Source organism: Arthrobacter sp. 05L417 (genome assembly GCF_056397865.1).
This window is the reverse complement of record NZ_JBFTOG010000077.1, coordinates 1-2,278: the sequence shown is the minus strand read 5'-3', so window position 1 is coordinate 2,278 and position 2,278 is coordinate 1. Positions and strand designations below refer to the sequence as shown.

Sequence of the window (2,278 nt, the reverse complement as noted above, 5' to 3'; positions counted from 1 at the left end):
CAGGAAAAGGAATTCGCCTCCGAGTCCCGCGGCTACACCGCAACCAAGCACCAGCGCGAAGTCGGCACCGGCTACTTCGACGACATCGCAACTGCGCTCAACCCGAACGCATCCACCCTGGCCCTGGTGGGATCCACCGAAGAAGGCCAATTCCACTAAAACTCTCGACGGCGAGGGACATCTGTCGGTCGTAGCCCCTGACCCCGCCTGCCTGCTATCCCAAGTCCGGCCCCGGCTCAACAACGATGCCGAGGCCGGACTCGCGGGTGACCTGTGCAGCAGGGTGAGGCCATGCCGACGGTCTAATACGCCCCTGAATGCCGTCAAGTATCTTCTTGCTTTAGGAGCAATACCAATGAACAGCTTCACTGACAGCCCAACAACCAGCGGGATTACGTTCACCGCTACACCTGTAGCTCGCCAAGACGAGGTCCTCACACCGGAAGCGGTGGAATTCATCGCAACGCTTCACTGGGCAACGGAGGGTCGGCGTAAAGAGCTGCTCAAGTTCAGGCAGGACCGCCGAACTGAGATCCGGAAGGGCCAGGACCCGCGATTTCTTCGGGAGACTGCGCACATCCGCAATGATCCGTTCTGGCGCGTCGCTCCCCCGGCCCCGGGCCTGGAAGACCGCCGAGTGGAAATCACCGGCCCGGTGGACAAGAAAATGACCATCAACGCCCTGAACTCCGGCGCCAAGGTATGGCTGGCGGACATGGAAGACTCCTCCACCCCCACCTGGCGCAACGTCATCCAAGGCCAGCTGAACCTCACTGATGCGCTCGAACGCCGGATCGACTTCACCACCGAAGAAGGCAAGGAGTACAAGCTCCGCCCGGCCGGCGACCTGCCCACCATCGTGGTCCGCCCCCGCGGCTGGCACCTGCCCGAGAAGCACATGCTCATCGACGGCCAGCCCATCGCCGGCGGCATCGTGGACTTCGGCCTGTTCTTCTTCCACAACGCCCGGCGTCTCCTGGCCCAGGGCAAGGGCCCCTACTTCTACCTGCCCAAGATCGAGAACCACCTCGAAGCCCGGCTCTGGAACGACATCTTCATCCTCGCCCAGGACCTGCTTGGCATCCCGCAAGGCACCATCCGCGCCACCGTGCTGATCGAAACCATCACCGCCGCCTTCGAAATGGAGGAAATCCTCTACGAACTGCGCGACCACGCCTCAGGCCTGAACGCCGGCCGCTGGGACTACATCTTCTCTCTGATCAAGAACTTCCGCACCCGCGGACCCCGGTTCGTCCTGCCTGACCGGGCCCAGGTGACCATGACCGCCCCGTTCATGCGCGCCTATACCGAACAGCTGGTCCGTGCCTGCCACAAGCGCGGCGCTATGGCCATCGGCGGCATGGCAGCAGCAGTGCCCAACCGCAAGGACCCGGAAGCCAACACCAACGCCTTCGAGAAGGTCCGCGCGGACAAGACCCGCGAGGCCAACGACGGCTTCGACGGCTCCTGGGTGGCCCACCCCGACCTGGTGCCCGTCTGCCGCGAGGTGTTCGACGGCGTCCTGGGCACCAAGCCCAACCAGCTGGACCGGCTCCGCGAGGACGTCACCCCGGATGACCGCGCGCTGATCAACATCGCTTCACTGCACGTCACCATCACCGAACAGGGCATTAGGAACAACATCGAGGTAGGCATCCGCTACATCGAATCCTGGCTGCGCGGCAACGGCGCGGTGGCCATCCACAACCTCATGGAGGACGCCGCCACCGCCGAAATCTCCCGCTCCCAGATTTGGCAGTGGATCAACGCCAGGGCCATCACCGACGAGGGCGAGATCGTCAGCCACGAGTGGGTGGAGGAGCTCCTGGACGAGGAATTCGCCCGGCTGGAACGCTTTGACGGCGACCGGTTCGAGGACGCCCACGACATTTTCAGAGAAGTCGCCTTAGGCCGTGACTTCCCCACCTTCCTCACACTGCCCGCCTACGCCCGCTACCTGACGGAGCACGATGAGAAGACGGTAGAGGAGGAACTGGCAACCGCCTGAGTGTCTCTCAATCCATAGACCCCGTCGCCGGGCTGCCGCCACTCTTCGCGACGAGTACCCCGAAAGCTGGGAGAGGCAGCCTGGCGACAGCCCATCATCTTCCAGTGGTGTATTTGAGCCACCTAGTACTACAGTCGCGTTTAGTCTTGGCTGCGTCGGCGGTTTAATCGGACTTTCCGCTTGGGGCCTGTTAATCGTTGGTGGTGAGTGATGATATTTGTGTGGCGGACGTAGAAGAGTGGGCCGAAGGTCTGGAGGAAATCGGCGATC

The 2,278-nt window shown here is 62.8% G+C and carries 1 protein-coding gene and 1 pseudogene; both read left to right on the top strand.

Annotation, left to right across the window (positions count from 1 at the left end):
• Window positions 1-159 (top strand): annotated as a pseudogene (locus AC1DJW_RS26325) (isocitrate lyase); the annotation flags it as partial.
• 196 nt (window positions 160-355) lie between these two features.
• Window positions 356-2,008, top strand: a complete 1,653-nt coding sequence (gene aceB / locus AC1DJW_RS26320; RefSeq protein WP_476902928.1) for a malate synthase A — start codon at window positions 356-358, stop codon at window positions 2,006-2,008.
• The last annotated feature ends 270 nt before the right edge of the window (window positions 2,009-2,278 follow it).